At 61.0% G+C, this 24,993-nt stretch carries 25 protein-coding genes; 4 read left to right on the top strand and 21 right to left on the bottom strand.

Annotated features, from left to right (window positions below; translation table 11 throughout):
- From ACZ9HU_RS20010 to ACZ9HU_RS19930, 17 genes are all read right to left on the bottom strand, one after another.
- Entirely contained in the window at window positions 1–3,114 is a 3,114-nt protein-coding gene (locus tag ACZ9HU_RS20010; protein ID WP_476107604.1) for a conjugal transfer protein TraN, read from the bottom strand.
- Window positions 3,111–3,857 (bottom strand): type-F conjugative transfer system pilin assembly protein TrbC, encoded by a 747-nt coding sequence (gene trbC / locus ACZ9HU_RS20005; RefSeq protein WP_476107600.1) that lies wholly within the window; start codon window positions 3,855–3,857, stop codon window positions 3,111–3,113. The genes ACZ9HU_RS20010 and trbC overlap by 4 nt, the downstream gene beginning before the upstream one ends.
- 8 nt (window positions 3,858–3,865) lie before the next feature.
- Window positions 3,866–4,903, bottom strand: coding sequence for a conjugal transfer pilus assembly protein TraU (gene traU, locus ACZ9HU_RS20000; RefSeq protein ID WP_476107597.1), 1,038 nt, complete (start codon window positions 4,901–4,903; stop codon window positions 3,866–3,868).
- On the bottom strand, window positions 4,896–5,204 hold the full coding sequence (locus ACZ9HU_RS19995) for a hypothetical protein (RefSeq protein WP_476107596.1): 309 nt from the start codon (window positions 5,202–5,204) through the stop codon (window positions 4,896–4,898). Before ACZ9HU_RS19995 ends, traU begins: the two co-directional genes overlap by 8 nt.
- On the bottom strand, window positions 5,201–5,896 hold the full coding sequence (gene traW, locus ACZ9HU_RS19990) for a type-F conjugative transfer system protein TraW (RefSeq protein WP_476107595.1): 696 nt from the start codon (window positions 5,894–5,896) through the stop codon (window positions 5,201–5,203). The genes ACZ9HU_RS19995 and traW overlap by 4 nt, the downstream gene beginning before the upstream one ends.
- Window positions 5,896–6,432, bottom strand: coding sequence for a S26 family signal peptidase (locus ACZ9HU_RS19985; protein WP_476107592.1), 537 nt, complete (start codon window positions 6,430–6,432; stop codon window positions 5,896–5,898). Before ACZ9HU_RS19985 ends, traW begins: the two co-directional genes overlap by 1 nt.
- Entirely contained in the window at window positions 6,416–7,021 is a 606-nt protein-coding gene (locus ACZ9HU_RS19980) for a TrbI F-type domain-containing protein (RefSeq protein WP_476107591.1), read from the bottom strand. Before ACZ9HU_RS19980 ends, ACZ9HU_RS19985 begins: the two co-directional genes overlap by 17 nt.
- Window positions 7,018–7,359: a hypothetical protein gene (locus ACZ9HU_RS19975; protein ID WP_476107590.1), complete on the bottom strand. Its 342-nt coding sequence runs from the start codon at window positions 7,357–7,359 to the stop codon at window positions 7,018–7,020. Before ACZ9HU_RS19975 ends, ACZ9HU_RS19980 begins: the two co-directional genes overlap by 4 nt.
- Window positions 7,356–9,968 (bottom strand): TraC family protein, encoded by a 2,613-nt coding sequence (locus ACZ9HU_RS19970; protein WP_476107588.1) that lies wholly within the window; start codon window positions 9,966–9,968, stop codon window positions 7,356–7,358. Before ACZ9HU_RS19970 ends, ACZ9HU_RS19975 begins: the two co-directional genes overlap by 4 nt.
- A gap of 6 nt (window positions 9,969–9,974) precedes the next feature.
- Window positions 9,975–10,781 carry a hypothetical protein gene (locus ACZ9HU_RS19965; protein WP_476107585.1) on the bottom strand — a complete coding sequence of 269 codons (807 nt, stop codon included), beginning with the start codon at window positions 10,779–10,781 and terminating at the stop codon, window positions 9,975–9,977.
- On the bottom strand, window positions 10,778–11,716 hold the full coding sequence (locus ACZ9HU_RS19960) for a DsbC family protein (RefSeq protein WP_476107582.1): 939 nt from the start codon (window positions 11,714–11,716) through the stop codon (window positions 10,778–10,780). Before ACZ9HU_RS19960 ends, ACZ9HU_RS19965 begins: the two co-directional genes overlap by 4 nt.
- 11 nt (window positions 11,717–11,727) lie before the next feature.
- Window positions 11,728–13,122, bottom strand: a complete 1,395-nt coding sequence (locus ACZ9HU_RS19955; protein WP_476107580.1) for a TraB/TrbI/VirB10 family type IV secretion system protein — start codon at window positions 13,120–13,122, stop codon at window positions 11,728–11,730.
- Window positions 13,119–13,910: a type-F conjugative transfer system secretin TraK gene (locus ACZ9HU_RS19950; protein ID WP_476107578.1), complete on the bottom strand. Its 792-nt coding sequence runs from the start codon at window positions 13,908–13,910 to the stop codon at window positions 13,119–13,121. The genes ACZ9HU_RS19955 and ACZ9HU_RS19950 overlap by 4 nt, the downstream gene beginning before the upstream one ends.
- Complete coding sequence (locus tag ACZ9HU_RS19945; RefSeq protein ID WP_476107577.1) at window positions 13,910–14,512, bottom strand: type IV conjugative transfer system protein TraE; 603 nt, start codon at window positions 14,510–14,512, stop codon at window positions 13,910–13,912. The genes ACZ9HU_RS19950 and ACZ9HU_RS19945 overlap by 1 nt, the downstream gene beginning before the upstream one ends.
- Window positions 14,476–14,760, bottom strand: a complete 285-nt coding sequence (traL, locus tag ACZ9HU_RS19940) for a type IV conjugative transfer system protein TraL (RefSeq protein WP_476107576.1) — start codon at window positions 14,758–14,760, stop codon at window positions 14,476–14,478. Before traL ends, ACZ9HU_RS19945 begins: the two co-directional genes overlap by 37 nt.
- 195 nt (window positions 14,761–14,955) lie before the next feature.
- The gene (locus tag ACZ9HU_RS19935; protein ID WP_476107574.1) at window positions 14,956–15,366 is read right to left on the bottom strand and encodes a hypothetical protein; all 411 of its coding nucleotides are present in this window, start codon (window positions 15,364–15,366) and stop codon (window positions 14,956–14,958) included.
- Between the two features lie 74 nt (window positions 15,367–15,440).
- Entirely contained in the window at window positions 15,441–15,719 is a 279-nt protein-coding gene (locus tag ACZ9HU_RS19930; RefSeq protein ID WP_476107632.1) for a hypothetical protein, read from the bottom strand.
- Window positions 15,720–16,557: 838 nt separating this feature from the next.
- Between ACZ9HU_RS19930 and ACZ9HU_RS19925 the strand changes: the two genes are divergently transcribed.
- On the top strand, window positions 16,558–17,100 hold the full coding sequence (locus tag ACZ9HU_RS19925; protein WP_476107572.1) for a hypothetical protein: 543 nt from the start codon (window positions 16,558–16,560) through the stop codon (window positions 17,098–17,100).
- 327 nt (window positions 17,101–17,427) lie between these two features.
- Window positions 17,428–18,816, top strand: coding sequence for a hypothetical protein (locus ACZ9HU_RS19920; RefSeq protein WP_476107569.1), 1,389 nt, complete (start codon window positions 17,428–17,430; stop codon window positions 18,814–18,816).
- Here ACZ9HU_RS19920 and ACZ9HU_RS19915 read toward each other — a convergent pair.
- Complete coding sequence (locus ACZ9HU_RS19915; protein WP_476107630.1) at window positions 18,783–19,205, bottom strand: lytic transglycosylase domain-containing protein; 423 nt, start codon at window positions 19,203–19,205, stop codon at window positions 18,783–18,785. The two genes, ACZ9HU_RS19920 and ACZ9HU_RS19915, sit on opposite strands and share 34 nt — an antisense overlap.
- Window positions 19,206–19,739: 534 nt before the next feature.
- Between ACZ9HU_RS19915 and ACZ9HU_RS19910 the strand changes: the two genes are divergently transcribed.
- Together ACZ9HU_RS19910 and ACZ9HU_RS19905 are read left to right on the top strand one after the other, a co-directional pair.
- Complete coding sequence (locus tag ACZ9HU_RS19910) at window positions 19,740–20,090, top strand: antitoxin Xre/MbcA/ParS toxin-binding domain-containing protein (protein WP_476107567.1); 351 nt, start codon at window positions 19,740–19,742, stop codon at window positions 20,088–20,090.
- Window positions 20,091–20,099: 9 nt separating this feature from the next.
- Window positions 20,100–20,597 carry an RES family NAD+ phosphorylase gene (locus ACZ9HU_RS19905; protein ID WP_476107564.1) on the top strand — a complete coding sequence of 166 codons (498 nt, stop codon included), beginning with the start codon at window positions 20,100–20,102 and terminating at the stop codon, window positions 20,595–20,597.
- Between the two features lie 864 nt (window positions 20,598–21,461).
- Here ACZ9HU_RS19905 and ACZ9HU_RS19900 read toward each other — a convergent pair.
- The 3 genes from ACZ9HU_RS19900 to ACZ9HU_RS19890 form a co-directional block, all read right to left on the bottom strand.
- Entirely contained in the window at window positions 21,462–22,583 is a 1,122-nt protein-coding gene (locus ACZ9HU_RS19900; protein ID WP_476107561.1) for a replication initiator protein A, read from the bottom strand.
- 82 nt (window positions 22,584–22,665) lie between these two features.
- A complete protein-coding gene (locus ACZ9HU_RS19895; RefSeq protein WP_476107560.1) occupies window positions 22,666–23,769 on the bottom strand; it encodes a ParB/RepB/Spo0J family partition protein in 1,104 nt (367 codons plus the stop codon).
- Between the two features lie 6 nt (window positions 23,770–23,775).
- On the bottom strand, window positions 23,776–24,972 hold the full coding sequence (locus ACZ9HU_RS19890; RefSeq protein WP_476107559.1) for an AAA family ATPase: 1,197 nt from the start codon (window positions 24,970–24,972) through the stop codon (window positions 23,776–23,778).
- Window positions 24,973–24,993: the final 21 nt, after the last annotated feature.

Raw genomic sequence — 24,993 nt, 5'->3', positions numbered from 1 at the left:
CTAGTTTCCCTGATGGGCCTGATAAAAGGCCTCGATCCGGCTTTGGATCAGAAGTGAATTGGAGATAGAGGCGGGAACGGAGACCGCGCTGGTAAAATCGGCATAGATTTCCGAGAAATCCATTTTGGAAAGATCAAGCCGGGAGAACTCCTCGACCGTAAAGCCGCCGCACGAGGGCGATTTGGCACTGCCCCAGCCCTTGCCAAGCTGGGCGCGGCCCTGCTCCTGGATCAGCCGGGCAAGCTTGCTCTCGTAGCAGCAATAGTTTTTGCGGATCGAGCCGCAGACAAAGAGCAGCTTTTGCGAGCAATATTCCCCGACATAGTGGCACTGACCCATACGATCCTTCACATCGAGCAGCTTTTCTTCCGAAGCGCAGAGGAACTGGGTGAGGAGCGGGGTCACAAGGCCGGCAAACAGCGCCGAGCCGGGGCCTGCGGCCAGCGCCGCTGCGCCGCTGGCGGCCGCGATCAGGCCCGTGCTTTTGCCCGCGCAGCAATTGACCAGCCCGAAGAGCGGCTTGTGGCAGCCCTGTGCCTGCCCGCCGAACAGCTTGAGATTGCTCGCATCCAATTGCTCCGCTGCATCGCCCATCGCATGGATGGCGGTCAACGCCTGGGCAAAGTCGGGCGAAGCCTCGCGGGTCACCTGCGTGCAATCGCCGTTGAGGCAATAGATATCGCCGCTGCAGGCATAGGTCTCGCCGGTCGAGGGCGCGGCGGGCGTGGTGCATTGATAAACCCGGCTTGTGGTCCGGCAGGGCGCACCCTGCGGATCTTCATCCAGACAGACCTCATGGTCGAAATGGCAATTGGGCTTGGCCTCCAGTTCCGCGCAATCATTGGCGCTGGTGAGGCGCCCGCATTGGTAACTGCGCTGCCAGGCCCAGCAGGCATGGGTGACCGGTATGCCGCCCACCATCCGCGTTTCGGGCGCGCTATCGATGCAGGTCTCGACCGGCGTGGTGCAGCTCATCCCCTGCGTGCCGATCGGTGGGGTGGCGGTCAGGCAAGTGGATCCCGAGAGCACCTGGCCCGCCGCGCAGGTGTAGGTGATGATTGCCTCCATGCTACCACCCTGCAGGCAGGTGCTGCCGGAAAGCGAGGTGCCGTTGGGGCAGTTGTAGGCCGATGGCGTGGCAGGACTGGTGGTCAGGCACTGGTTACCGCTGAGCACCGCGCCCTCACCGCAGGTATAGGTCGGGTTGGCCGGCACGCTCTCGCTCGCAGTGCAGGTCTGACCGCTCAGCGCCCAGCCTGCCGGGCAGGACCAGCTGATCGCAGCCGGTTCGCTCACAGTCTGCCAGCACAGATTGCCATCAAAGCTTGTGCCCTCGGGGCAGGTCTGAATTACCGCCGCACTTTGGGTTGCGCTGGTGTTGCAGGTGCTGCCCGAGAGCGTCCCACCCGAGGGGCAGCCATAGGAGGCGCTGGCCGGGCTGCTTGTGGGGACCAGACATTGATCACCCGACAGGCTCCCGGCGCTGCAGCTGTACGTCACATGGGGCTGGAAATAGCAGAACCAGAGATTGACGGTGAAGCCGGAGAGCGAGGTGACAAACTCTTTGTGGTCGAGGGTCAGATTACCGGCAATCGCCGAGCAGTTGGAAAAACTCGCGACGCTACCGACGCAGAAACCACCCGCCATCTGCAAGGAGGTGGTGCCACAGTCACTGCTTTGTGTCGCCGGGCTTGCTGCAGTCCCCACGCAATCTGTACCTGAGAGCGCGGCGCCATTGGGGCAACTATAGGTGAGCGCAGCGGCATAGGAGGAGGCCTGGCTGCAGAGTGTGCCTTCCAGAGTCCATCCAGATGGGCAACTATAACTGGTCACCGGTGCCGAGGAGGAGGCGCGCAGGCACTGGTCACCCGAGAGTGTCTGACTGCTGGGGCATGAGTAGCCGCCAATCCCGGCGGGCATGCTGGTTACCCGTGTGCACTGCGTACCGCTGAGCGTGTAGCCGGGATCGCAGGTATAGGCGGCGACGGCGGCAGGCGAGGCCGTGATGCAATCGGTGCCCGACAAGGTGGCATCGCCCTCGCAAGCGTAAGCCGCGACCGCCGCATCGCTCCCGGTGGTGATCTGGCAGGTGGTTCCGGCCAAGGTCCAGCCCGCCGGGCAGGTGTAGCGGATGCTTGCCGGGCTTGAGGCAATGCAGCTGCCATCGCTCAGCACCGAACCGTCAAGACAGGTCGCGCTGCCGATTTTCGCATCACAATCGCTGGTGTCGATAGTGCTGCCAGTAGCCGCCTGGCTTTCTCCCAGCAGAATGGCGCCCGGCACACCCGTAACGCCCAGAGGCCTTTCCATCTGATAGGCGGTGTTGTTGATGGCAAACATGTCGGAGGCGCTGGTGCCCAGATTGCCCGGCGCCGTGCAGCGATAGGTGTCATCGCTTTGCCGCACCGTCCAGAACAGTCCCCAGCCGCTCGCCTCGCCGGCCTGGCCCAGCGGATTGTCCTGCGTCGCGATTTTGGTGCAGGTGGAGACGAAAGGAAAATCGCCGCAATCGCTCGCCTGCGCAAAGGCCATCGTGTTGAGGGTCAGATATCTGGTGTGGCACTGATAATCGTAGCTCGTCGCCATCTGCGCCTTCCAGGCGACGTTGCAGGAAAACGAGACATCGCTTTCCGCCTGCCCGACCTGACAGGAATCGTAATAGGTGCTGCTGCTCCCGCTGGTGGCAGGCAGCGGTTCGCATTTGCCCGCGCTGCCCCCGGCGCCCGTCCCGCCGGTGTAATTGCCCGGCGCGGCCTCAACCGCTTTGGCATTGGTAAGATCGATGGTGGCGGGATCAAAGCTCGGGCGATTGGGATTGGTGGTGAGCGCAACGGCAAGACTGCTGCTCGACGCCGCCGCGCCGGCACTGGCCATATTCTCTGGCGCATTGAAATAGGAGCCCTGCGGCAGATCGCTGCCCTGATAGGCGGGCACGGCAGCAGGTGCTGCGGCACTGGTCACGCCTGCCGTAATCGAGCCCTGCAGATTTTGTCCCAAGGCGCTCGCCGCCTCTTTGGCCGCGCTGACATTCTGCGATTGCCCTTGTGCCTGTCCTTGCGCGCTCAGCCATGCTGTAAGCGCGACAAAGGCGATGGCCCGCCTCCCCCACATCATCGCTCACCTGTCAGCAATTGGAGCGCGCGGACCGCGCCTTGCGCGCCCGGGCCCTTGCCGGCAACGAAAGTCTCGAGCGCATAGCGGGTTGTGACATTGCCCGCGATCCGGTCATGGGGCGTGGGCGCCGAGGTGCAATCGAGCCCATCGCAAAGCGGAAAGCTTGACGAGGCTGCGACATAGGTCGGCACCTCTTCGATCCCATAGGCGCGGAACAGCCGCGGATCGATCATCACCCGCGCGCCGCTGCCCTCGGGCACCGCCTTGCGCAAAGCCTCAAGGAAGCCCTTGCTACCCTCAGGCGCAAAACCGCGGAACACCACGGTGCCGCCCGCCTTGGTGACATCGGCGATCAGCCGCTCGAGCGCCTCAGATGGCATTGAGGTGCTGGCAAAGGCGAGCAGCGCGGGTCCGCCCGCCTTGCCGGGCTTTGCATCCTCCTCGCCGACACCCGGTAAGCCCGGCGCCTGCATCGCCTCGGCCAGATCGTCACCCAGTCCGGCGGCAAGCAAAGCCTTGGGCACACCCGCCTGATGAGCCTGTGCCTGCTCGGCCACCTCTTTGGCTGGACCAAAGTCGTTGGGGATCCGCTCGAGCAATTGCCGCACAAAGGCCTGCGTTGCGCCATCGACCGCTTCGGCCTGCCGGGCGATATGGGAAAGATCGAGATCAGGCAGGGTCTGGGCCGCAAGCGCGCCAAAACTGCCGACAAGGACGATACCGCCCAATAACCAATGTTTCATCGGGGGCCTCACAGCGCGCAACAATTGCGTTTGCGCCACAAAAGGTAGCCAACATCCTCCCCGATCACCGGGTAGGTATGGCCCGATTTGGGCAGAGCGGTCGACGCGCCGATCGGCGAGCAGGCTTCACGGCCCGAGACGGTCGGATTGGGGTTGACCATCTGCAGCCTATATTGCTGCTTCTTGAGCATCGGCATCACATATTTGCCGCACAGCCCCTGCGTGCCCATCGTGCCCCACGCCAGCGCGGTACGGTGCATCTTGTAGATCATGCGCTCGGCGGCCAGTCGCATGGTCTGCTCCATCGTCACCGCATTGCCGATGTTGCCCGAGAGCGGGTACATCGCGCCATTGCAGCCAGCGCACCAGAAAAGCTGGTCGAGAGGAAGCTGGGCGGTCGCCGCCACGCAATCGGCAGCGCAGGCCGCCTGCGCTACGGACAAAGCAAAAAGCGCGCCTTCAGGATAGACAAGCGCGGCCAGTGCATCATCGCTCCAGGTCGGGTCGATCTCGGAGAGATAGGCGACATCAAACGAGGCCTGCTCGAAGCAGAGAAAGTCATTGAGGAGTTCAAGCAGATAGAAGAGCGGGAAGACGTAATAATGGACATTCAGGCTGGCCGAGAATTGCCCGCTGCCGCCTTTCAATTGCGAATGCTTCACCTGCCCATTGCCGAGCGAGAGCCCCGGATTGAGCTTGAGCCCGCCAAGATTCGGAAAGCAGAAGGGCTTGGTCGTGACATCGATCATCCGCACCGGCTCCCAGAACCCGAAGGCAAGGCCAATGCGCGGGATCGGCGAACCGCACAGGCAGATCGGCAAGACAGGATTGTCTGAAGCGTCAGCACGCTCGGAACCCCAGAGCGTTGCCGGACCGATCGTCAGCGGGAAAAAGCAGCCCCAGCACACGTCGGTGATCGGGTTGGGAAAGTGGCCATGGCAGGTGGCATTCTCCTGCGCCTGGGCACTTTGCGCGCAGGCGAGCAGCAGCAAAGCGAGGATTGCGCCGAAGATTCTGGTCATCCGCCCCATCAACGAGTTAGTCATGCTCGCGCTCCCGCATCAGCCAGGCATGGTCGGCCCGCAGCTTGGCGCGGAGCCAGAGCGGGATCTGGATTGCGAGAAAGACCAGCAAGGCAAGCGCCAGGACGGCGGGGAGCAGCGGGCTGACGGCGCTGAGCACACCGGCGCCCAGACAGGTCAGGGCCAAGAGCAGCAGTGCGCCAATCACCCGCCGCCGCGCGGCCGCCAGCGCCACGCTTTCGGGCGCGGCCAGCGGCACCGGGAGATGGCGGGCGATGCGGCCGTGGACGGACGCGAACCATGCCACCATGCGAAACCGCCTCATGGCTTGACCTCCTCAGACAAAGCCATCTCGCTCACCGCTAGCACCCTGCCCTGCTGGCGCACTAGGGCTGGCACATGCTCGATCCCGAAACGCGAGGTCAGTTCGCCCGCCTGATCGAAATAGAAGCGGCGCTTGAGCACCTTCATGCGCTCGATCGGCGAGCCCTTGACCATCACGATCAGGCGGCGATCAGCGGAAGCCCCCTGCCCTGTCGCTTTCGCGGCCGCGACGCTGGGGCCAGAATTCCCCCCCAGCGCCCAACGCAGCTGCGCCTCGCTGTCGCCGTCGATAAAGGCCAGCTCATGGCCAAGCGGCAGATGGTCGAGCGGGTTGAAGAGCTGGCCCTTGGCGGCCATCAGCCGCCCGCGCGCATCGCGAATATCCTCGGCTATCGTGATGGTGGGATCATAATCCCATTGCCGGTTCTCACGCGCGGCGGTGATGCCCGCCACCGGCTTGGGCCGCGAAACCTGCTGCTCGGCCAAAGCTGCATATTTCCGGTTAAGCCGCGCCAATTCACCCGAACTTTGCGCGGCGTTAAGGCGCGCGCGGATTACCTCAAGCAAGTCGGGCTCGGCGATCCGCCAGGTCGGACCTGCCTTGCCATAATCCTTGGCCAGCGCCATCGGCGCACCGAAGCAAAGTGCGAAGGCGCTAAACCCCACGACCAAAGGCCATGTCGAACGCGCCATCACAGGATCGCCTTTCCGGTGCCAAGCAACCGGTCGCGGCAGACAAAACCGATCGCGGCGTAGCGGCTGTCCAAGCCGTCGCGATGTGGGCTGCCGGCAAAGACGCATGCCTTTGGCACGATCCCGAGCGGGCCAGGGACCAACACCTCGCCCTGCCGGGTAAGGGGCTTCAACTGGGCCACCACCGCGCCATTGACCGCCACCGAATTGCCGATGCGCGTAATCCGGTCGCCCGGCAGCCCAAAGGCGATCTTGGCAAACGGTCGAGGCGAGGCGCTAAAATGGCGGAGCACCAGCGGATCGCGGCCCGGATCGAACAGCACATAATCGCCGCGCGCCGGGAAACGGCCGAGCTCGACCAGAAAGGCCCAGTTGGGCAAAGACTGGCTGGCGTTGATGAAGAGAGCGTGCTGGTCGCGCCAGGTTTTGAGGCCCTGCCATGCCGTCAGGCTGCCCGCCACCAGCGCGAGCGCCAGCAGGCGGCGGGGCCAGCGTTTGCCGCTCAGTTTGGTCGTGGCCTCAGGGGTGCTCAGCACTGTCACCCCCAGCCGCCACCGGTGCCTGCTCGCTGCCCATAAACTGGCGCATCTGGCCCGCGACATCGCCCGCAGGGGGCGGCGCTGTCATAGCAGGTGAGCCAAGCGCAGGGATAGGCCGCGACACACGCGAATAGACCTGCGCGCGCACCTCCGCCGTGATATCGGGAAGCTCGCCGCTCACCACCGCATGGCTGAGCAGGACGATGCGCCCGCCCACCCCTTGCGCGCTCACCACATCGTTGAGGGCTTTGAGAAAACGCGCCGTCTGGCGGCTTACCTCGTCAGCCGGCAGGCTCGAGCGCGCCGCATCGCGGACATAGTCGCCGACGATCTCCGAGAGACGGACCTGGACGAGGGATTGGCGCTCGCGCGAGAGATCCACCAGCGTTCTAGTCGCCCAGGCACCCCACACCGCCAAAGCCCCGGCGCTCGCCAGCAGCAGCCAACGCCGCAGCGGTTGCCCGGCCATACGGCGGGCCAGCAAGCCCGGAGGTGCGGCTGTCGGCACGGTGACAACAGGCACCTTGGGTTCAGCCATCAGGGGATCGATGCGATCGGCGGGACCATCCTTGCGGGGCTCGCTCACGCCCGGCCTCCCCTGCTCGCTGTAGCCCCACGCGGCTCGATCAACGCCAGCACGCTGCTGCAACGCAGCAGGCAGAGGATAAGAAAGGTAACACCAAAGGCCACCGCGACGACCAGGTTGAACTGCTCCTGCCGCGCAGCAGAGGCTGCAACATAGCGCGCCGACAGATTAGCCAGCTGCAGCATCAGCCCCTCAAAACGGAAATTGCCGATCGCCAGCACAAGGATTGCGAGGGCCCCTGAGGCCGCCAGCAGATTGAGCATAAGCCATCCGATGAGACGCAAGGCCAGCGCGAGCGGGCCGCCCCAGCGCGGGGGCGTGATCGGCGCGAGCCTCATGCCGCTTCCTCCGCATCTGTTAGATTATGGCTAGGGCTGTGGCCGTGACTGGGGCCGTGACTGCTCCCCGCACTGCTGCCGGGCAGATCGCGGTCAAAGGCGACGATCTCGATCGCATCAGCCATCGCGTGGCCCGCTTCCACCGCCTCCTCGATCCGCTGGAAGGTTTTGGGGCTCGAAGAATAGAGCGTCGCCGAGTAGCGATCAAGCACCAGCCGCCCGACAAATTCGCCATCTGGGCCGCGCACCAGAATGTCGGAATATTCCGAGCCCTGTCGTTTGAGGCTGCGCAGCAAGGTCTCGGTGTAAGCGCTCATGTCGAAGCGCGAGGTCTTGCGCACATCGGCAATGCTTTCGGCCTTCTGCTGAAGCAGCAGCGCCCAGTCGGAGTTTTCAAAAGCAGCCTGCGATCCAGCGGATTTGTAAAAGTCATTGATCGACTGCGTGGCGGTGATGAGCGAGGCACCATATTTGCGGCAGGTGCGCGCATAGGCCTCGACAAAATCGGCCATCGCACCGCCCACCAGCATCTGCCAGGCCTCATCGATGATGAGCGCCTTGGGGATTTGCCGGTCGAGTTTGCGCATCACCTGCGAGGCCACAAACATGATCGCGGTGAGCACCACGCTGCGCAGTTCCCGGCGTGAGGCCAGATCAGAGAGCTCAAAGACCGTCAGATCGGCCGAGAGATCAAGATTGGCCTCGCCCAGAAAAAAGCGGCCATAGGTCCCTTCGGCGGAAAAAGGATGCAGCCCGAGCGCCAGATCGCGCGCCAGCGGATGATCGCCTTCTTCGCTCAGAACCTTGATGATGGCATCAATCGTCCCGTCGCGCGCCGATGCGGCCCAAACCGTGTTGACCGCCTTGTCGATCAGGCCCCGCTCGGTGTCATTGAGACGGTCCTCAAAGCGCGCCATCTGGGCGATGATGGCTTTGAGCATCGCGAGGCAATCGACGAGATAGTCCTCATCCTTAGCCGCCAGATCGGCATCGATCATCCGGAACGGGTTGATCGAGATGCCCGCCGCGATGTTGAACTCGGTGAAACGCCCGCCCAGCGCATGAGCCATATGTTCAAACGAACGCCCATCGTCGATCACAATGACTTTGGCGCGCACCCCGGCAAGGCTGGCAGTCAGATCCTGGAGCAGCACCGATTTGCCCGAACCCGACTTACCGGCAATCGCGACATTGTGGTTGCCCGAAGCGTTCTGAAAGGGCGACCAATATTGCGGCTGCCCGCGCCGTCCGATGAGCAGCAGATGCGGGATCAGCCCGCCATTATATTCGCCTTGCAAGGGGGCGAGCGCGGCGATGTTTTCTGACAGGACCTTGCGCAGCCGTTTGAAGCGCTTGAGGTCGGAGGAAAGCCCATCGGCCAGCATCAGGGGCATGGCGGCGAAGAGGCCGAGCAGATGAAGATAGGTCTCGTCGGTGAGATCCCAGCCGCAGGCCTTATAGAGGGCTTTGAGGGTCCGGGCATTGGTGTCGCCCTTGCCCATCGGCGCAATCATCGTGACGCAATAGTAGATCTGCACCAGCTTTTGCCCGAGCAGCACTTGCTGCTGGACATGCTCCCATTCGGCCGCTGCCGTGCGGATGCTGGGCACGAGTTTGGCGCCCGTGCCATCGGCGAGCGAGCGGGTCCGGGCAAATTTATAGCCCGCTGTCGTTTCGGAAGTTTCGAGTGAGGGCATGATGCCAGAGAGGCACTGGACCACCGGGCAAGGCAGGCACATCTTGGCGTTGAAGAGATCGCCGACCACGCGGGTCGCGTCCCAAGGCGTCCAGACGCGCGGCCAGTGGCGCACGGCAAAGGTGCGCAGGTCAAAGCGGGCGGGCGAATAATCGGCCATTTGCGGGACGCCATCGATCGCAATGCCTGACGGGCGCAGCGAGGGCGCCTCAAGGCAGATCCTGTCCTTGCCGATGACCGTCACCAGATCGCGCCTTACGCATTGCTCATTGATCGGATCGCGCGGCGACCAGTCAGGCGCATCATCGCCCGCCCCGCTTGAGGGGCAGAGCAAATCGTCGATATAGCGGATGAGATCGGTGGGATCGAAGATCCGGCTTGCGACATGGATCGAGTCCAGCGCCGAGACCAGTCCCTCGCGCATTTGCGTCAGGGCTTCACTGGTCACCCCCGCCCCCTCACGCGCGCCGACGGCTATGAGCACGCGGAAATTGCGCAAAACAAAGGGCCCATCGCTGGCCAGGCTCTGCCAGGCCCCGCCGCGCAGCAGGTCGAGGCGGTAGCGCGCAAGGCGGTCGAACACGCCGCCTGCCTTGACCCGCTCCCACGCCCAGCCCTGAAGGCTTTCTGCCACGCGGGGCGAAGCAAAATTGATCACCTGAAACTCGGTGCCCGGCTGCAAAAGGTCAGCAAAGATGGTGGTGAGGATATCGCCCACCCGTTCATCCGCGCCGTTCAAGGGGCAGATTTCGAGGATGAAACCCTTGGATTGCGTCAGGTGGAAGAGTTGCTTGTCGGGATCATAGGCGCGGTAGCCGATGCGATCGGCGAGCATCGGCACATCAGACAGCGAAGCTTTGCGTTCGGGCAGACGCGCATCGCCCGTGATGAGTTCGAAGAGGCGTGAGAACATGGGTGCTTATTCCACCTTGCCGGAAAATGTGCCCGCGCCCGCCGGCTTGCGCTTGGCGAGCATGGCCGAAACCTCCGCCTCGATCCGAGCGGTCGGATTGGCGGTTGCATGGGCAGTTGCTTGGGCTGGCGAGTTGGCCAGTTTGTCGGATACTGCCGGCGCGCGATTAGTCGACGCACGCGCGGCGGGTCCGCCGTCCTGCCCCTGCTCTTGCGCCATAGCGAGCGGCGGGATCCCCGATGCTTGCTCCTCGCCTCGCGCCAGCGCCAAGACACCCAGTGGGGGCGCATTGAGCGCGGCGCCGAGCAGGCCTTCGCTCAGAAGGGGCTGGTTGGCGGGAACAGCAACATGGCCGCGCCCTCTGAGCGCGGCGGCCCAGGCGGAGGTATCGACCGGCGCATAGGCAAGGCGGCGCGGGTGGGCATGGCCGTCAGAATCGCGATAGGCGGGATAGACAATCCTTAGCGCATGGACTGGAGCTGCCTCAGATTGCTCCCCTCGGCCAACATGGCGCCCGGCGGGTTGACCACCCTGGACAAGAATGGGCGCGTGCGCAGCCGCATCCCCCTCGCCCAGCACAAGATCTGGCCCGTCGGACTTACCACGCACAGCTTCGTCGCCTTGACCTGCGCCGGGAATGGCGCTGAGCGCCGCATCATCGATCACCGTCGATGGCGCGCAGGTTCCACCCGGCGCCGAGCAGGCAAAGCCGCCGCGCACATTGGACTGGACCGCCGAGCAGCCCGACGAGAGCGCCATCACAAGGACCGCCGCCAGCAGGCCAAACCCGCGAGTATCGCGCACCACCATCATGGCCGCGCCGCCTTGAGCCAGGCCGCGAGAAACTCACGCGGGCGGTAGCCGCGCAGCACCGCGCCATCGCTGCGCACGAGTACCGGCGTTCCTGAAAACCCGTGTTTGGTGGCAAATGCCTCATTGGCATCGAGACCAGACGTGTCGCAAGGCTTGGCGCTCACCGCCTCACCCGCATAAGCACGCTCAAGCGCTGCGGGCTTGTCAGGCGAACACAGCACGCCCTCAGAAAGCGCCCGCGTGCCCAGGATCGATATCGGGCGTTCCTCGACCCGGACACTCAGGTCTTTGAGCTCCTGATGCAGCAAGCGGCAGTAGGAGCAATGGAAGTCGGAAAAGACCGTCACCGTCTCGCCGCGGCCGCCCCAGACAATGGCGCCGCCGGCCGAAAGGCCTGTGAACGAGACCTTTTCGGGGGCTTTATCCTCAGGCTTATGCGCCGGATTATCCTCTGCCTTGTCCACAGCACCCATGCGCCCCACGGCAGGAACGCCATTTCGCTCAGCTTTGGCCGTATAGCCGGCGTCCGCGTCGCTCGCGCCGCTTTCACTGCGTATGACGCTATTGGCCATCAGCACCTGGGGTCCCAGCGCCATCTGGCTCGCGGCGGTCAGATCGAGCCGCTTTTCCATGTCATAGACCCGACCGATCACCAGATAACGTGCGCTGCGGTCGACATAGAAGATATTGGCGCCCGCGCGCACTTCGCACAGACCCGCGACAAGCTTGCAATCGACCTTGGCGATATGCGTCTGCGGAAAGCGCTGGTGAAGCGCTCGCGTCACCGCGCCATTGGGCCCGACTTTGGGCGCACCATGGGCTGAAACGACATTGGCTGAAACATTGGCGGCAGCCTTCGCCTGCACCGCCGGCACACCCAACAAGCCAAGGAGAGCAGGCACAGCTAACGCCCGCGCCAGAGTCAATTTACGCATCACAAGCTCCATCAATTGCGGATGAACGTGCCCTCGAGGAACACCACCTCGACCCTGATCCCGGTCGGCATTTCGACGACCGGCTGATATTGTTCGGCTCGTTCGATCAGATATTTCGAGACCATATCGGCACTCGAGGCCAGCCCCTGCCCGAGACCGCCGGTGGCGATATCGCCTGCTGACAGCGTCGAGCGGGTGCCGCTCACGCTCACCGAGGGCGAGGTCAGGAAAGCCTGCGCATTGGTTGAAGCGCCGCGCCCAACCCCGCCGAAGATCCCGGCGATAAAGGCCTTGCTGACCAGATTGCCCGCGCGGCTCACCACATGGCCGCGCACCCCGGTCTTGCCGCCAAAGGCAATGAAACCCTTGACCTCGGAAACCGCGATCCGCCCACCCGGCTGCGGGCAGGTCATGCGCTGCAATTTCACATAGACCTTTTCTGAAGAAAGGTCGGCCATCGCCGCACCGTTGACCATGCAGCCGGTCAGATTTGTGCGCAGCAATTTGCCCTCGGCATAGACCGAACGCGCGGGGCCCGTGATGCGCAGCACCACCGGCAGAGGATCGTTCTGGCTCTTGACCGCGGTCGTTGCATCGACGCCCACCACGACCGTTGCGGGTGCGATCGAATTGGGCGGCAGGTAGTTCTCGCTATCGGTGAACTGGGTCTTGCCCTTCTCGATCCGCGCCGCCGTTCCGCCGGCGCTCTCGCCAAAGGCGATCATCTTGATCTCATGGCCTGCTGCGGGGCTGACTGCCGGGCCACCAGAGACGGCAGCTCCATTGGCCCCGGCTGCGCTGGCCTGTTGCGCGCCGGGCGCGGCCAAGGGTGAGCCCGGCGCGCGCTGATAGGTTGCGGGACCGCCGGCGCCATAGAACTGGTTGGGACCGGCACTCGCCATGCGCTGCTGTTGGACTTTGAGTTCGTCTAGCTCAGCCTTCAAGTTGCGGTTCTCAGCCGAATAGGCTTGCAGCACCTGCGTGCCATCCTGCTTGAGCCCGGAATTTTCCGCCGAGAGCGCTTCGACCTGCTTTTGCAGCTGGTCGAGACGGCTGGTCTGGCTTTCAAGGCTCTTGATCTGCTGGCCCTGGCTGTCGATCTGGCCTTGCGAGAGGCCCATCCATTCCTTTTCCGAAAGACCGCGCCCGACCATATCGTCGGTCGAGATCTGGGTCCTGGTCTGCTGGAGCTTGGCGACCTTGTCCTTTTCCGCCTCGCTCGAGCCGAGGACATAATACATGCCGCCCGCAGCCATGACCCCAAGCGCGGCATAGAGCGCGAGCGCCTGATGCTTTTGGGTCTGGCTGTTGCGCGCCAGATCCTGATTGTCGGTAGCCCCCGCGCCGCCCTGCGCGGCAGGATCGGCGGCGGCATTCTCGCCGCGCTTTTTGCCAAAGAGCTTCATGGCTGCGCACCTCCCACAGCTTCCACGACAAAGACCGTGGTCGCCTCCTGTGGGGCGAGGCGAGGCTGGACGATTGAGACCGCGAGCGCGCCTTGGGGCGCAATCTGCTCTTCGATGAGTTCTGCCGCCTTCTCGCCCCGGTTCTCGATGCGCAGCATTTCGCCGACCAGCACCGCGCCGCGATAAAGGCCGATCAGCTGGACGCTGAAAGGCCCGACCTGGACCGGGGTGAGCGGGCGCCAGTCCTGCTCAAAACCCTCGACATTGGCCTGCTCATACATCGCGGTGATCAGTCGCGCGGCCTTGTCGCCCAAATCCAAGGTGGTGGGCAGCCTGACCGGTGCGACCCGCTCGCCCTGCTCGGCATCGGCATTGGCGACAAAGACCTGTTTCGCCTCATCGCCGCCGACTGCGCAGAGGAATTTATAGACATTGCCCTTCTGCGTGACGCCAAAGAAGGAAAGCGTGGGCTTTTTGAAACCGTCACCGACCGAGAGATAGATATCGCCCCGGATCGGCTCATTGACCACCTGGAACTCCTCGCCCGGATTGCCGGTCTGGACTTTGGAGACCGAGGCGAATTTGTCACCCTTAAGCGAAATGCGGGTCAGATCCTTAAGGGAAGCCTCGCAGCGCACCGTGCCATTGTCCTGCGCCAGCAGGTTCTGATCGGCAGCGCGGGCCGTCGGTCCGGCCAGCAGGGCCAAAACAATGAGGGCCGCGCCGCCGAACTGCCGCAAAGCGGGCAGCACTTGGCGGGCCACCGGCAGGCCTTTGCGCAGGACCATCACGAGGCAGGCCCGGCTTTGACGACCGCGCCAAAGCTGCGCAGCTTCAGGGAAATGCCATTATAGGACCAGGCAAAGCGGAAAGTCCGGTGTTGCACGCTCACTTCCTTATTGGCCGCCATCGTGTGGACCGTGCCGCCGATTTCGCTGCTCAGCGTCTCGGGGTGAACTTCCATCCAGTCGGGGCTAAAAAATTGAGAAATCTGCGAGCCTGCCTGCTCCTGATAGATCTTGAGCAGGGCAACCTTGAGCGCGCCCCGGCTTTGCGGGTCAGCAATCTCAAGCAGGCTGTTCATCCAATATTGCAGGCCTTCGGGCGACCGGTTAAGCGCGAGCAGCGCTGTGTCCCGGGTCACCATTTCGAGATAGTCGCGCGGCACGCCTTTGGAGGAGAGCGCAAAGCTCTGCCGCCCGATCGGCATCAGCACGACTTCACGCTCGCGCGTGCTGGCAACCGAAAAGGTCGCGACCAGCAGGACGATCAGCACCAGCACGCCAATCGCGAGCGCATTGCGCTGTTTGAGGATCTGCTGGGCCTGACGGTGGTGGAGATTGAGATCCATCTTCAGCCCGCCATGATGCGCAGATGGGATGGTGGACACACTTTGAGACCGAAAATCGGCCCGGGAAGATGCCAGTAGGCCGCGTGGATTATCCAGGACATGGAACGTCCGGCTTTAAGTTTGCGATACCCAAACCACGTTGATACGCTTGCGGATAAACCAATCACGATATGCCCGCTGATCACCCCCCAGCCAAAGGGCGCCACCATCACCAGGAACTCATCGAGCGTCCAAAAGCCGATGAGTTCGGGATCATCGAGATGCCGGGCGATTTCATATTTGATCATGAGAAGGTTCCGGCGTCCCGCTGATACGAAAAGAGGTTGGCCTGCCGGCCGGGTGGGATGGGAAAGACCGGCAGGCCGACTGTGGGAGACGGGTCAACACCCCCACAGGAAGAGATCAGGCAGAGAAATCAGGCAGACATGGCGCGGGGAGACTGACCATCAGGCCGCGCATGCCTTCCTGCTTGACGGCCTCAATCACACCACAGCCGTGACGGTGGAGGTGACAATCGGAATACCGGTGCCTGCCCCCACTCCGACGCCAACGGGGATAGCGACCTGCCCGAGCGAGAAGCGCCCCGAGGCAAGTCCGACGATGCCGCCTGCCAGGCTGAGCACCGTGATGATCTTGCCGCCCGAGCCTTCGAGAAAGCCGGTGAACTGGGTGAGCGCGGTCGAGAAGGTTGTGTCGGTTCCGGCCAGCGCCGGTTCGCAGCTCACCGCCAGCAGGCCAAGGCCCGCAAAGCCGAGCGCAGCAATGCTTCTGACACGAGAGCTGGCCGGGCCAGTAACGGCCTGAACGGCCAGACGCGCTGCAGGCCGAAAACCTGCGGCAAAACGAGCTCGCTGCGCATTTCTGCGCGGGCGAGAAGGAGAGAAAGCAGGCATAGATCACCTTTCAAAACATGGGGCGCGCTTGCGGAGCAGAAGGAGCATTTCCTCCTGCCGGGCAGTCGAGCGCTTCAGATCGTGGCGGTGACCGTCGAGGTGACAATGGGAATGCCGGTGCCTGCCCCCACCCCGACGCCAACAGGAATGGCGACCTGCCCGAGCGAGAAACGCCCCGAGGCAAGGCCCACGATGCCGCCGGCGAGGCTCAGCACCGTGATGATCTTGCCGCCCGAGCCTTGCAGGAAATTGGTGAACTGGGTGAGCGCCGTCGTGAAGGTCGTGTCCGTACCGGCCATCGCAGCATCGGCGCCCAGCACCGCCGCGCCCACCAGAACCGCCGCCGTGACCATCGCCTTGTCACTGACCATGGCACTTACCTTGCCCCGTACCTTGCCAGTTACCTTGCTACTGGGCCGCCCAATCAAAGCGGCGATCTTCTTTCTGTTCATCGATGAGCCTCACACTTGAGCCTGACGCTCAAACCAAGCGTCCTCATCGTTGAAGGCTGAATTGGCGGGGCGGCCAAGGCAGGAAAAACAGCCAACGAATCAAAAACATACTGATTCGGCGAAAATCTGAAGACCAGGTGCCAGGGTGGCTCCCTGGAGGGAGCCACTTTGCAACCCTTTGGTAACCACAGTGGGCATTTTCTGTCACCACCTCGGGTCTTATCGAGATTTTTGGTCCACTTTCCTGTGGATATATTTCAGAAATATTACAGCGCTATTTTTTAGACATAAGTTGGAGTTTGTTGAGAATTTTGCATGGGCTTCGATAACCAAACTGGGACCTGTTTCGGCCTTTGGTGGGCAAAGCGTTCATTGTCGATGCTGTCTTTCTGACACAGCCAGCAACTGGAGCTGGAGGCTTATCTATATCCTAATAGATATAGATAAGCTATTCAATTATGGCTGAAAACAGGCGCAATGCAGCGCATCGGACGTGTGCGGTTTCTATCCGGCCCCGCGGTTCGATGGCAGGTCAGACGCACCAGAGAACAGCGAAACAAACGGTTGTTGAAGGTTAAAACAGCGTAATCGGCGTAGAGTCCGGTTCACCTTGTTTTAGCGTTCAGTAGCTCTGCAGCGCCGCGCCCGCCACGAAAATTGTCTCTTGAATCGCCAAGGCGCCGTCTTCTAACGACCCGGTCCAAGCTTAATTTACAGACACTTATCAATGTGGGGAATTATGAACGTTGAGCCTGTCTCGCTCATCGGTGCGGAGCCGTGTGCGCCTGAAACGCTGCCTGAAGATGTCCTGGCCCTGAGCCTGCCCAAGGAACCGCTGTTCGATCTCGACACGCTCAAACGCCATTGCGCCGGCATCATCGCGGCTGAAATTGACCGGCGCGATCTTACGGCCCGTGCCCTCTATCGTGGCGGCATTATCCGCAAGCGCACGGGGTTCCGTGAGCGGTTGGAGAACGGTGCGCTCAGCTACGGCGAGGTCGAGCGCCTGCTCAACTATCTCGAGATCGACGCGCATCGCCTCTTTGCCACCTATGGCCTCCAACATGGCGCAGAGGCCTACCGAAGCGCGATCTTTGCCAACATGGCGAATATCCTCAAATCCTTTGCCGCCATCTGGAAATCTCGGGGGCGTCAGCTTTACGACATCATCGAGCCCATGCGCCCGGTCGTGTGCGATACCGTGGCCGAGCGCCTCTTTGAAAAGATGCTCATCCATTATCAGCGCGTCGAAATGGCCCGCGAGAATTTTCGCGACTTCTAGGATGGTCTTGAGGTCGCTGGCGGCGGGGCGCCGCTGGTGACCAACTCCGAGACCATATTTATGCCGGGGAGTGCGGCGCTGCCCCCTCCCCTTCCCAAACATGACACTGGATTGAAGGACGCGGAGCTGCAGGGCAAAAGAAAACCCGGCCAGGGGCCGGGCTTATCGGGATCGTTTCAGACGTAGCTTTGGCCGTGAACGGTTTTGATCGCACGGATCAAAACCGGGGGCGTTCCCTCCTTTTTACAACCCATGCCGGCGTCTCCTCGGCGCTGAGCGATGGCGTTCGCCCTCTCCCCGTTCCTTGTCCCATCAAGGAGCGAATGAATGACTGCTGTCCAAAGACAGCCTGTCGGCGACCTCGTCGGCGGGATGGCCCCTCTGTGCCTGAAAGAGGCCCCTACCCTGCCTCTCCAACTCGCGAGCCGCGCTGAGCAGGTGGATTATGGCAGCGAGGTCGAAGAGGCCCTGCAGCGCCTCCCCTGCCCTTCCTTGCTGGAAGAGCGCAAGGCGGTGGGCTCTGTGCTCAGGAAGCGCGTGCTGCGCGTGCTCGAACAATTGGCGATACGGGGAACGGTCAATACAACGGTAACACGCTCGCAATGGTTACGACTGCTGGCGCTCGCCAAATTCTGCGCGCGGCCACAGGACTGGGCCAGTCCGACCGGGCCGATCCTGGGCGCGTCGCTGGGCTGTCTTGCTGAATATCTGGGGGTCGTTGATGTCGCCGAGGCCATCGCCCCACTAATTCGCCATGGGCTGATGGCATTGCACCGTCCCCGTCCCAATGGGCGGCGATCCTTCCGGGTGCTGTGTGCCGGCACCGATGATGAACGAGCCGTTGGCAGCGGCTGGAGTCTGGCGCCGCTCATCCTTGGCATCGACGCGCTCGAGGCTTTGCTCGACACCGAGATCGCTCAGCAGCGTGACCGGCGCCAACTCGTCGGCGAAATCCGCGAACTCCTGACCGAGGCGAATATCATGATCGAAACTGCCCTCCCCTGCCCCGCTATAACGGCCTTCAAAGAACAAGCTGAAGATCTGGCACAGGTCTTTGCTGCGACCTCCGTGAGCAAGGTTGCCGCTTTGGCGCAGTTGCGGGGCCAGTGCCGCAATCTTCATGACTGCCTCTGCGCCTGGCGGGCTGTGGAAAACGACAGCCAAGAGGGGGATACTTCCCCCCTCCAACAGGGTGAAATCCCCCTCCCCATATACAATCCAGAATCAAACCAGATTGTAAGTAGCGGCTCGGCAGAGCGTGAAAGCGGCCAGGGCGGCCCATCTCCGGCGAGGTCCGCGCATTTGCCAGACCTTGCCGAAATCCACGATGCGTTTGGAATTGAACTGGTGGGTTTTAGCGTGCTCGAGATCCCTGCCCTCTTCCCGGCCTCCGTCCGGCTCTCCGGGAACCGGCAAAGCGATTTGCCTGCCATGATCCGGGTGCTGTGTCCGGCGATTGGGCTGCCATTACGGCATTTTGAGCAGGCGGTGGGCGCCTTTGGCGGGCTGGCTGCGCTGCTCATGTTGCTGCTCACAGCCGAGCGATCGCTCGATGGCAAGATCAAGGCGAGCCCGACGGCCTATTTTGCCGGGCTTTGCCGCAAGGCTCGGACAGGGGATCTCAATCTTGGACACACGATCTTTGCGATGCGCAGGGCGCCCGAGCTGTCAGCAGCGCAGTGTCAGAAGGCGATCACGTGGAGGCGGTCATTCTGACGCTCGGCAAAGGCCACATTCTCCCGATGGATTGCATTGCGTTCGAGGCGGGAGAGGATTGCGGAAACGTAGGCCTGAGTTTCTGCAATGGCGGGGACGGAATGCCGAGGCCGCACGCGGCCGGGGCCGGCGTTATAGGCCGCCAGAGCAAGATCGTAGCGGCCGAATTCGGCGAGGTGGGCTCTGAGGACGCGCGCGCCGCCAGCCAAGTTCTGCTCGGCGTTCCATACGTTGGTGATGCTTTGCGACTTGGCGGTGTCGGGCATGAGCTGGGTGAGACCGGCAGCGCCTTTGATGCTGCGGGCGAGGGGGTTATAGCCGCTCTCCTGGATGATCAGCGCGTCGAAGAGGTTCACCGGGATGCCATACCTGCAAGCAGCGCGAGCCATGGCAGGGAAATATCGTGCGCGGCGCAGTTCGATGACTGGCTGCAAGCTTAGGGGTTTCCAGTGGGATACGGAACAGGGAGCTCTAGCGGAAAGGGCTGTGCTGTCGTTCACCGCTAAGCGTTCAAAAGCATTCAGCAGGGCGTGAACGGACGGAGATACTGAGCCCAAGTCAGATCGGCTATGCAGGTCTTGGCTTGAGGCCTCATCGGTCACGAGTAGCTTTGGATTTGGCTGCGTGAAATCGAAGCGAGCGATTTCTCGGGCATATGTGCCGGTTGATGACAGGGACAGGACGGCCAAAGCTGTCAGGAGGGCGTTCTTCATTGCAGCTCACTTTTCTGGATGAGTGGCTGGGTATCGCAATATGCGCGATTAGCTTGAATTGCCCATGCAGGACAAGACAGCGGAAACTCTGCATTTCAAACGAAGACGCTAGATCCTACCATAGCATCGCCAGCGATTTAGGATCACCAAAGATTGACGCCAACAGATTTGACGCTATATACCGTCAAACCTATCGGGATCTGGAGTGCCATGAGCCTTGAAGCTTATATCAGTGATGGAATGTTCGATCCTCGCCGCATTGCTGCGTCGCTTCTGACCAATGCAGATGATCTGGCGCGAACCGCTGGCTTGGGTAAAGATTCCATCCAGCGTGCAGTTCGAATGCGCCAGCCCAGGATACAAAAGCGACTGCGCGAGCTGGTGGAGGTTCTCAACAAGGTCGAACCAAGATTTGGCACTTCCCTTGTCGCTTATGCATGGTTTCGTTCGGAGCCCCTCCCCGGTTTTTCGGGGCAAACCGCGATGCAATTGGTGCAGGCCGGGCGTGCCCATGATGTTCTAGACTATATCGATGCTGTCGATGCTGGCATTCACGCCTGAAATTGATCCATGGACTATCTAGGCACGCTTTTTCGAGCGCTTAACCCAATATGGGCGCGAAGCCCGCTCTCTGGCGAGGGTGCTGCCCAATTTGGCGGTCGCTTTAATCCCAAAGGCATGGCCGCGCTTTACACCAGCCTGAAACCGGAAACCGCCATAAGAGAGGCCAATCAGGTTGGTGCTTTCCAGCCTATTACTCTGGTCGCGTATCGCGCCGAGATTAGGCATATTTTTGATGCAACCGATCCCGCTTGTCTGGAGGCTATCGGGATGACGCTATCGCAGATCAGCGATCCATGTTGGCGTGATGTGATGCTCTCGGGCGGCCTTGCCCCTACCCAACGTTTGGCATTGGATCTGACATCTCAAGGCTATGCGGGAATATTGGTGCCCAGCTTTGCACCTCATGCGCAGGCTGGCGCTCAAAATCTGGTTTTGTGGCGGTGGGGAAATGAACCCCCTGCCTTGTTGCAACTGATTGATGACCAAGGTCGTCTTTCGCATTGAAGCAATTTTGACCCTTACCGCGATCGCCTCGCGGGAAAATTGTCATTCACTCTTAAAAGAAGAAAGGCGGCGATAGCCGTCTTACTAAGTTATAGAGAGTTATAGAAGTTAAGGTTCCGCTTTGTGCGTGCGACTCGGCCAAATTCAACGAGTCGGTGAAATGCTGTGTTCCTGGAAACCCGATTAGCCGTTCCTGATACCCCGACTCTGCGTTCCTTTAGCCCCGATGATATGTTCCTAGACCTCCGAGAGCCATGGTGATGAGGAGGAGAGATACACTTTTGCGGCCTCGAGGCGCGTTCCTCAAACCCCGTATCTGTTTGTACGCAATTGTGGGATTACGCCTGCAGCGCCCAGAAACACGCCGTGACACGCGATGTAAGCTTGAGATTTGAAGGTAGATTGGGCTGAAATCGGGTCATTCGCGGTGGGTGAACATAATTTTCCCTGACACTTACAATCAGCAGGAGCTTTGCGCTTTGAGATCTTACTCGGGGTTTCAGGAACGCCAGCGCCTTCCGCCGAGCCGGTCAGCCAATATTCGGGCAAGGTGCACTCGCAGCTCAGTATCGGGGTTTCAGGAACACTCTAACATTTTCGCTTGCTGCAGGCAGGGCGGGGATACTTCGGCGTGCTTTGGTCGCTACCAACTTGGTAATTCGAGCCTAAGCCGATGAAAATACGAGCATATTTTGCAAATCGCAATTTTCATTGTGCAACGACTATGCGGAGGAGGGGGCGCAAAAGTGTTGGCCCCCGAAAATGTTCCTCAAACCCCGAAACGAGCATGCTCAAATGCTTTGCACTTGTTCTCAGTCCGAAGGTCAGGCGCTCGAACTAAGTGTCATCGCTTGCCGAAGGTGGTCAGTTAGCGGGACTCTGTCGTGAACAGAAGGTTGCGAAGATTTGGGCGATGTTAATTGCGTCTGCCGGAATCTTGCGCGCGGCAATAAAGCGGCGAAATTCGTCTGCAATCAACCCGAGGTCTCGCTGGGGGTGAGGAAGTGCCTCCCGGGCAATCGGACCAAAAGGGGTATAGCCGATATGACCATCGGCCGGAAACTCGGGCCGGCTTTCGCGACTCTCAGTCTTCTTTTTAACGGGGCGCTTGAGGGCAGGGGGGAGCACCTCCTCTTCTCCTGAGGAATATGTGAGCGCACCTCGCCGTACCATCTTGATCGACGGCTCTTTGCCCGCCTGTTCGACAATTTCGAGTGAGTAGCCCGGAAGCCCATTTTCGCGAGCAAGTTTGAGCATCTCAAACTTGAAGCGTCGATAAGGTGATTCTGAGCCGGACTTTTCGTAGAGGGTCGGCATCGAGATGGTGAAGCCATCCGCGCCATTGCCTCCGGCATGTTTGCGGGCCACCCGATAGAGCCAACGCATCACGCCACCCTTGATTTCGAAATATGCAGGGTCAATGGCCAGCACACCACCGTCCATCAGCACACCATCGTAAAACCATTTCGCAAGGGTAATGCGCATGCCCCGGATCTTGCCATTCGGGTCGACAACCTGGCTGTAACTATCGATCCATGAAAATGTGTGCTCTCGGCGCCCATGGGTCCGAATGTTGGTTTTCACAGTCGTCGATTGCAGGCGGTTGAGAGCATTGGCAAGCCCTTCATACTCTCCACCGCCAGTATCGCGCCTCAACGTCCTGAGCATGTCATAGGGAACCACGCCAAGCGTCTGAGGGATGTCGTTCACTCCCCGCCGTTTATGTTCCATCAGAACCGACGCGCAATAGATCAGGATATCCAGATCGTAGATCGTGGCTATGCCATATTCACTGTTGCCCGTGACGTGGACGGATACCTTTCCATCGGGGCTGGTATAGTCGATCGGTTTGACACGCTTGCGTTTGTGCAACGAGAAAAACGGGCGCTCCATCGTATCCCTCTGATCCCGGATGGGCAGGGACGTAATCTGCGGCAGAAAGAGATCTGCTTGCAAATCGCGATCAGGGCCTTTGGTGCGTGTCATTCATCGCCTTATGATGATCTACCAATCGCTCGAATTACCAAGTTGGTAGAATGGCATCATCCATTTGAAAAATAAGTGATAATTACGGTTTCTTTGCGAACTTTGCCGCCTCGATTGCGGGGCGTAGAGCGGCAAGGATCTCATCCACCGACAACAATTCCGAGGGGTTGATCGTGATGGTCATACCCTTCTTTGCCGAGTCCGCAACAACATGGCCCAGCAAATCACCCTCGCTTGAAAACAGGGGAGGGGGGGCCTTGGTCTCTTTCCGCTTCGGGCGCCCGTTGCGGTCTTTTGCCGCTGCGATCAAGCGATCACAAACCTTTGCCGCATCGATCAGCTTTTCGCCCTTTGAACGCAGGTCCGCTTGTTCATCTGCAATGATGAGGGCTTCCGCAAGAATACGGTCGCGCTCGATCTCTACCTTCCAATGCGGCGCCAACCTGTTTGCGTGGGCGGCTTTTACACTTGCGGTATCAGGGAAGGCCGCGATCACATCGTCACTCAATTCCCCCAGTCGGATGAAATTATACAGGCTGGTTGGCGCAATCGCCAACCTCTCGGCCATCCGCGCGCGCACGCCGCCATAATAGGCTTCGACGGCGTGCAGGTAATTTCGGGCGCGCTCCAGATCGGTAACGTCCTCGCGCTCGCGATTTTCCAGATCGGCAAGCCGGAAAGCGCCCTCGTCGTCGAGCGTCTCGATCCGGGCGATAAATTCAACCTCGGAATGGTTGTTGGCATGCAGCCACGAGACAGACCAGTGACGGCGTGTGCCGACCAGCAGTTCATAGGGCAGGGGGCCATCATTGGTGCGGCGCACCACAACGGCTTCGCGATTGCGGCCTTCTTCCTTGATGGAATTGATCAGGCTTTCGCAACGCGGATAGCTCAAATCATTGTAATTACGCGCATTACCGGGCCAAATTGAACATTCGCTGGGCTTCAGACGAATGGTGGGCCGCTTGACTGTACGGCTGACTTCGCCCAGCGATTGCGCACGGCGGGCAAGGAAAGAGGGATGGGTCGGACCGACTTCGACCGCCCCAACCTCCGCATCCTCGATCAAAGCCAGATCCTCGACGCGCTCGTCAGGCTCTGGCTCGGTAGCGGGTGTTGCAGGCGTAGAGGGGTTGCCGAGGCTCTCAATCGCGTTTGCCAGCAAGCTGCGGCGTTTGCCACCCATTGCCATTTATGCCGCCTCCGTCAGCTTGTCTGTGCCAATCTGCGTCATGCGCGACGGCCATTGCTTGCAAATCTCGCGCTCAACCTCTTTGAACACCATGTTCAGATTGTCGCGGCATCGGGTAAAGGTCTGATGCGAGCCATAGGGCTTGTTGACCTCATAGATCGAGGACATCAGAACGCCCGCATTCTTGATTTCCTCAGACAGCAGGATCGGCGTCTTAATCATCTGGCCTGCATAGGTTTTTTCCATGACCTGAAGCATTTGTGCCTCGTTGGTCCGGTTGGGCTGAAACATCGTACAGACCACCCTAATGAAACCATAGTCGATCGTCGGATCGAACTTGCTGATCAGATCTAGCGCTTCGCGGCAGGTCTGCATGAAATGGATGGTCGAGAGATAATCGAGCTGGCGTGCCGGGACTGGGATCAGCAGCCCATCGGCCGCTGTCAGCGTGTTGATGCCAAGAAACCCCATGGCCGGCGGCGGATCGAGAATGATCACGTCATAATCGGCCCGAACTTCTTCCAGACCATCGCGCAACCGGCGGAAGGCATCAGCAATTGCGCCGGCACCATCTTCAATCGTGGCGGTCAATTCCCATTCGGTATCCTGCAACCCAAGATTGGCCGGGCAGATGTCAATATTGGGCCATGCCGTGCGGCGCACCGTCTTGCGGAATGAATCAGCCCCATCCATTTGGGGCGAAAGGAAATTGGAAAGCGTATGCGTGTCGTCGATCAGTTCTTCGAGGTTGACGTCGAACATCACCGACATAGATGCTTGGGGATCGCAATCAACCACCAGCACACGATAGCCGCGCAGCGCCAGATAATCGGCCAGATGCTTTGATGTGGTCGATTTGCTTACCCCGCCTTTGAAGTTCTGCACGGCCACAACCACAGCCCGTTCATCCTCGGCCTTGCCAACTTTGATGCCCAGCGCTTCGCGGATCGCGATCAGATCCTCGACCGTGTAAAAGCGCCGACCGTTCGTGGCCGTTTTGGGCGAGGGGAGGCGACCGCGCGTTTCGGCTTTTGCCAGTCCTTCGGGGGTTCGGTTAAGAAACTCAGCAGCAACCGATGCCGACAAGGTGATGTTCAGAGTTTTCCGCTCGGAAGGATCAATCGCCGCTTTGCGAAGTACGCTTTTGGCATTCTCACAGGCCGTGATCATGGCATCAAGGGTCTGACCTGACAGCACGCGATATCTCCGATTCTGATT

The organism is Novosphingobium sp. Sphag1I (assembly GCF_056279125.1).
This window is presented reverse-complemented; position numbering and strand designations above follow the sequence as displayed.

Excerpts from the sequence above, each read along its gene's own strand:
- ACZ9HU_RS19970 (WP_476107588.1), bottom strand. The coding sequence starts at position 9,968 with ATGTTCTCACGCCTCTTCGAACTCATCACGGGCGATGCGCGTCTGCCC.
- ACZ9HU_RS19915 (WP_476107630.1), bottom strand. The coding sequence starts at position 19,205 with ATGGCTCGCGCTGCTTGCAGGTATGGCATCCCGGTGAACCTCTTCGAC.
- traL (WP_476107576.1), bottom strand. The coding sequence starts at position 14,760 with ATGATCAAATATGAAATCGCCCGGCATCTCGATGATCCCGAACTCATC.
- ACZ9HU_RS19975 (WP_476107590.1), bottom strand. The coding sequence starts at position 7,359 with ATGAGGCTCGCGCCGATCACGCCCCCGCGCTGGGGCGGCCCGCTCGCG.
- ACZ9HU_RS20010 (WP_476107604.1), bottom strand. The coding sequence starts at position 3,114 with ATGATGTGGGGGAGGCGGGCCATCGCCTTTGTCGCGCTTACAGCATGG.
- ACZ9HU_RS19905 (WP_476107564.1), top strand. The coding sequence starts at position 20,100 with ATGGACTATCTAGGCACGCTTTTTCGAGCGCTTAACCCAATATGGGCG.
- ACZ9HU_RS19935 (WP_476107574.1), bottom strand. The coding sequence starts at position 15,366 with ATGCCTGCTTTCTCTCCTTCTCGCCCGCGCAGAAATGCGCAGCGAGCT.
- traW (WP_476107595.1), bottom strand. The coding sequence starts at position 5,896 with ATGGCGCGTTCGACATGGCCTTTGGTCGTGGGGTTTAGCGCCTTCGCA.
- ACZ9HU_RS19930 (WP_476107632.1), bottom strand. The coding sequence starts at position 15,719 with ATGGTCACGGCGGCGGTTCTGGTGGGCGCGGCGGTGCTGGGCGCCGAT.
- ACZ9HU_RS19900 (WP_476107561.1), bottom strand. The coding sequence starts at position 22,583 with ATGACACGCACCAAAGGCCCTGATCGCGATTTGCAAGCAGATCTCTTT.
- ACZ9HU_RS19965 (WP_476107585.1), bottom strand. The coding sequence starts at position 10,781 with ATGATGGTGGTGCGCGATACTCGCGGGTTTGGCCTGCTGGCGGCGGTC.
- ACZ9HU_RS19960 (WP_476107582.1), bottom strand. The coding sequence starts at position 11,716 with ATGCGTAAATTGACTCTGGCGCGGGCGTTAGCTGTGCCTGCTCTCCTT.
- traU (WP_476107597.1), bottom strand. The coding sequence starts at position 4,903 with ATGACTAACTCGTTGATGGGGCGGATGACCAGAATCTTCGGCGCAATC.
- ACZ9HU_RS19995 (WP_476107596.1), bottom strand. The coding sequence starts at position 5,204 with ATGAGGCGGTTTCGCATGGTGGCATGGTTCGCGTCCGTCCACGGCCGC.
- trbC (WP_476107600.1), bottom strand. The coding sequence starts at position 3,857 with ATGAAACATTGGTTATTGGGCGGTATCGTCCTTGTCGGCAGTTTTGGC.
- ACZ9HU_RS19925 (WP_476107572.1), top strand. The coding sequence starts at position 16,558 with ATGAACGTTGAGCCTGTCTCGCTCATCGGTGCGGAGCCGTGTGCGCCT.
- ACZ9HU_RS19955 (WP_476107580.1), bottom strand. The coding sequence starts at position 13,122 with ATGAAGCTCTTTGGCAAAAAGCGCGGCGAGAATGCCGCCGCCGATCCT.
- ACZ9HU_RS19895 (WP_476107560.1), bottom strand. The coding sequence starts at position 23,769 with ATGGGTGGCAAACGCCGCAGCTTGCTGGCAAACGCGATTGAGAGCCTC.
- ACZ9HU_RS19910 (WP_476107567.1), top strand. The coding sequence starts at position 19,740 with ATGAGCCTTGAAGCTTATATCAGTGATGGAATGTTCGATCCTCGCCGC.
- ACZ9HU_RS19920 (WP_476107569.1), top strand. The coding sequence starts at position 17,428 with ATGACTGCTGTCCAAAGACAGCCTGTCGGCGACCTCGTCGGCGGGATG.
- ACZ9HU_RS19950 (WP_476107578.1), bottom strand. The coding sequence starts at position 13,910 with ATGGTCCTGCGCAAAGGCCTGCCGGTGGCCCGCCAAGTGCTGCCCGCT.